Source organism: Okeania sp., from assembly GCF_983059655.1.
This window is the reverse complement of sequence record NZ_CEZPJD010000605.1, coordinates 1-5,003: the sequence shown is the minus strand read 5'-3', so window position 1 is coordinate 5,003 and position 5,003 is coordinate 1. Positions and strand designations below refer to the sequence as shown.

The window sequence follows — 5,003 nt, the reverse complement described above, 5'->3', positions numbered from 1 at the left end:
CGCTCTTCGGAGCTTCCCGGAGGGTGAGATGGCTCCGAAACCTGCGCCATATCTAATCGACCAAGAGAAAAAATAATTCCGTACTTCAAGCCTCTTGCTTGACCTTTGTCATGCTCCGCAAACAGCCTTAGGTACTGATAACTGATAACTGATAACTGATAACTGAAATGACCTTCTCTATACAATACCGATGCTACCGGACATGATATGACTTATATTTTTATGCTACATTTTGTGGTGCATAATGTGAGCTTAAATAGGGCTTGCTGATTAAACCTAAATGTCTTTACTGATATTGGTTTTAGCCTTTTTGGGTAGTGAGAAAGTACCTGGTTTTCAGATCAAAATGTTCAAAAATTTATAATTTTAGGCAAAAGTTGGGCTAAAAAAAATTACTTTCCTGCTCCTCTACTCCCCTACTCCCCTACTCCCCTACTCCCCCGCTCCTTAAAAAAGACTTTTTCAGCAAGCCCTAAATAGGCTTTGCTCTGCGAAACAATTTCATCTCCCTATTCCCTGACTTCTACAAGAAGTCTTTTGATAATGGAATCTCAATAACAAATTCTACCCCTTGCTCTGGTACAGAATTACATATTAGTTTTCCTTTGTGTTTTTCGACAATAATTGAATAACTAATTGACAAACCTAAACCTGTACCAGTACCTACTGGTTTAGTAGTAAAAAATGGGTCAAATATCTTCTGTTGGACTTCTAGCGAAATGCTAGGACCATTGTTACTAATTTTGATTTGTACAGTTCGATCTTTAGTTAATTTTGTGCTAATTGTAATGGTAGGTTGATCGCTAGATCCATTATCCTTTTTCCTCATATCTTCTAAGGCATCAATAGCATTACTAATAATATTCATAAATACTTGATTTACTTGGGAAGCGTAACAATTAATTAGTGGTAAAGAAGCATATTTTTTTAATACTTGAATTTCTGATTTATTTCTCTGAAAATTGAGTCTATTTTGTAAAATTAGTAGGGTGCTATCAATACCTTCATGGATATCTACAGATTTCATCCCTGACTCATCTAATCTCGAAAAATTCCGTAGAGAAAGTACTATTTTGCTAATTCTTTCGACTCCTATTTCCATTGAATGTAGTAATTTATCCAAATCTTCAATTAAAAAGTTTAAGTCTATTTCTTCCGTTATTTCTTTGATTTTAGCTGTGGGATTAGGATATTCCTGTTGATAAGTATTGATTAAATCTAGTAAGTCTTGACTATATTCAGCTACATGATTAATATTGCCAGAGATAAAAGTAATAGGATTATTAATTTCGTGAGCAATTCCTGCTACCATCTGCCCTAAACCAGACATTTTTTCTGTCTGAATTAATTGGGATTGGGTAGATTGAAGTTGTTTGAGAGTTTCAGATAAATGTATATTTTTTTCGTTTAACTCTTCTGTGCGTTCTTTGACTTTATTTTCTAAAGTATGACTATACTCTTCTAGTTGATTTTTAGCTGTAGATAAGTTTTCATAAAGCCTGGCATTTTCGAGAGAGAAAGCTGCTTGAGTAGTCAGAACTTTTAATACTTCTAGGCGATACTCAGTAAAGGCTCCAACTGTCAAATTATTTTCTAAATATAGTATGCCAATAAATTGACCGCGATTAATAATAGGAATACATAAAATACTCTTGGGTTGATAATTTTGAATATAAGGATCGGCAGCAAATTGAGTTTCATTAGTGGCGTTATCTAGTACAACAGTTTTTTGAGTACGCGCCACATAATAAATGAGAGAAGTGGGAAGCTCGTTTGTTGAGTCTAGTGGGAGAGATTGTTTTGATTTTAGTTGTATTTCTTCAGAAGAATTACTCTCACGAATTGCTTTAGCTTCTATAACCCATTTTTCTGCTTCAAGAAGGATTAAATAACTTTTTTGAGCACCAGCGTTTTCTAGAGTAACTCGCATTAAAACCGAGAATAAATTTTCTAGTTTTATTTCTCCTGAAATAGCTTGGGTTGCTTTCATTACACTCTTGAAGTCAAGCAGAAGGGAACTATCGGTGGTTGTATAAGTGACAGTTTCTTGAGCAATGTTGCGGGTCAAAGTAGAATCTTGCTGTTGAACAGGTTTGAGTAGTTCACCGTAGGAATTTTCTAGGTGTTTAAGTTTAGCAACTGCACCCCACTGAGCATAAGCGTAGTAAGCTTTGATGAGATATGCTTGGGCAATAGTTTCCTTATTCCACTCTAGGTAAAATTTAGCAGCAAGTTCCCTAGCAAGAGCTTCTTCTTGAATGTATTCGTTTTCTTTTGCTCCAGCGATCGCTTGTTCATAAAGTTCAATTGCTACAATATAGTTACAAAGTACCCGATGTTTTTCTGCTTCTACGAGATGAAATTTATGTAAAAAATTCACAGGAGCATGGTCTGCCCAGATTTTCATTTGTTTTTGGTGGGAGCTTACTTCTTCTAACCATTGCTGTTTTTGTTCCTCAGAAGCTTCATTATAGAGAGCAAGTCGGATCAAGGAACCATAAAAATAGAAAAGTGTAGGACTATAATGAGAAGTAACTAGATGAAGATATGCTTGTCCTGCTATACAATTTTTTAGAGATTCTTGATACTCGCCAAACAGATAACATAAATAAAGTTTGTGCAAATGTAGGTATACCAGTCCATGGTCTTGAGGATGTATTTTTGTCTCATTAAAAGCTTTACCAATTAACAAACAGGGATTTTCGCAAGGGTTGGTTAAATTGAAAATAGTTTGTTGATTGAGTTGCAACCATGTTAGGGGAGTTTCTTGTTTGATTTGAACAATAGCATCAATAGCGTTATTAAGCTTCTGAGACAGTTCTGTTAATTCCCACCCAATACAGTAAGAATGAAAACAGTGTAAAAAAATATTGTAGCTAGCAAATTCTAAGTCTCCCCTGGATAGAGCGAGGGAATAACACTCTAGGAATAAGGGTAAAGTTTTTCCTAAATGTTCTTGCCAATGACGAAGATGGTGATTTGCCACAGTCACTCCTCTGAGAGCATCTCCACCGAAGCGCTCGAATAGACTATATATTACCTGAGATAATTCATAAGCTGCTTTAATTTCTCCCTTCCTCCACAGCATTATTCCGTAACAGCTATATCCATAAGCGGAAGCAGGTGTATTTCCCCACTTGACAGATAAAGTAACAATAGCAAAAATTATGCTCGACCATAAGGGAGAACCAACAACGAAAGCTGCTGCTCCAATTAATCCTAGAATTTTTACCAAAGCGAGCTTTTCAGTATTGGTCATCTCCGGAAGTTTTTTCAAGTCTTCAATGGAGCGATCGCTCAAAAATAACTGAAGTTCTTCAATGCCAAAAAGCAAGTCTGCTTCTTCTCGTCTAGGGGATAATTCTAATCCCAAATTTTTAATCACAACTGTGGCTAGATCGATTCCCTTTATAAGTTGGTTTTGAGCAAATTCCGCCTGAATTTTGGCCATGTAAACTGGTATTTGGTCTAATAAATTCTTTGCTTGTTGCTGTACAATTTGAGCTAGTTTTTCCATCTGCTCATAGTCACCGATTAAATACCTAGCTTCTACTGCTTCTAAATATAGAGCTAATGTTAATTCGTAATTCGTTTCCCAACTATTAGTTGTTAATAATTCTAGTCCTGTATTTAGATAGTTAACTGTGGCATTATAAGCAGTAGAAGCTTTTGCTTTGCTACTTGCTATTAGGTTGAGTTGAGCGAGTTGTTCTCGTTCAGTGGGATGAGAAATTAAATCTACTCCATAATTCAACTGATTAACAAGATCAAAAATTTTCTCTTGCCTTTCCGTTTCTGGGATATTTTCTAATAATAATTTTCCTATTTTCAGATGAGTTACTTGTTTTTGTGTTTCTGGGATTAACAAATAAGCTGCTTGTTGGACACGGTCGTGCAAAAATTTATAACTAGCATTAGCTTCTATGGAAGTAAAAGATGTCAATATATTTGACTCTTCTGTATTATAAAATTTATAGACTTCTGTAACAGGTAAAATTAACCCTTCTGGCAATGCCTCCCACAAATCCTGTGCTGTTTCTGTGATAGATTTTTCATAAATAATAGCTAAAGTTTCTAAGGTGAATTTATTGCCAATACAAGCTGCTAACTTTATTACATTCTGGGTGGCAGGTGATAATTTTTGTAGGCGACTTGCCATAAATTCTACAACGTCATCTGTGGCAGACAATAACTTAACTTGAGCAACATTGCATTCCCAATAACCCACTTCATAATTAAAAGTAATTAATCCTTCTTTATACAATGCTTTAAGAAATTGAGTAATAAAGAAAGGATTTCCTTTTGTTTTTTGATAGACTAATTTTGTCAAAGGAAATGCCAACTCCAAAGAGCAATGTAAAGTATCTGCCACTAAGGGGTTTAAATCAAAAGTTAATTCTAGTGGCCCCAAGGTAATAGTATTAACAATTGCTGATGTTTTAATAATTTCTTCTAATGTTAATATGAAGGGATGAGTAGGATTTACTTCATTATCTCGATAAGCTCCTAATAATAATAAATATTGACTATTTTTATCGGTCATCAACAGTTGCATTAACTTCAATGAAGCGGTATCTGCCCACTGTAAATCATCTAAAAATATCGCTACAGGATGCTCTTGAGTTGTAAATGTTTGAATAAATTTTAAAAATAGTAAATTAAACCTATTTTGAGCAGCAGTTCCTGATAATTCTGCCACTGCAGGTTGAGAACCAATAATATATTCTAATTCGGGAATAACTTCAATAATAACTTGCCCATTTTCACCCAATGCAGAGATAATTTTAGTTTTCCATTCCTCTAATTGAGTCTCCGTTTCACTCAACAATTGCCCGATTAAATCGCGAAATGCTTGAACAAAAGCACTAAACGGAATATTGCGTTGAAATTGGTCATATTTACCTTTAATAAAGTAGCCTCGTTGCCGGACTATTGGTTTATGAACTTCATTAACTACTGCAGTTTTACCAATCCCTGAAAAACCAGCAACTAACATTATTTCA

General features: G+C 34.9%; 1 protein-coding gene. It reads right to left on the bottom strand.

The window, feature by feature from the left end; translation table 11 throughout:
• Positions 1 to 523: 523 nt before the first annotated feature.
• Positions 524 to 5,003 (bottom strand): trifunctional serine/threonine-protein kinase/ATP-binding protein/sensor histidine kinase (locus AC3DU7_RS25030; protein ID WP_488042005.1); only part of this gene is annotated, 4,480 nt, incomplete at its 5' end.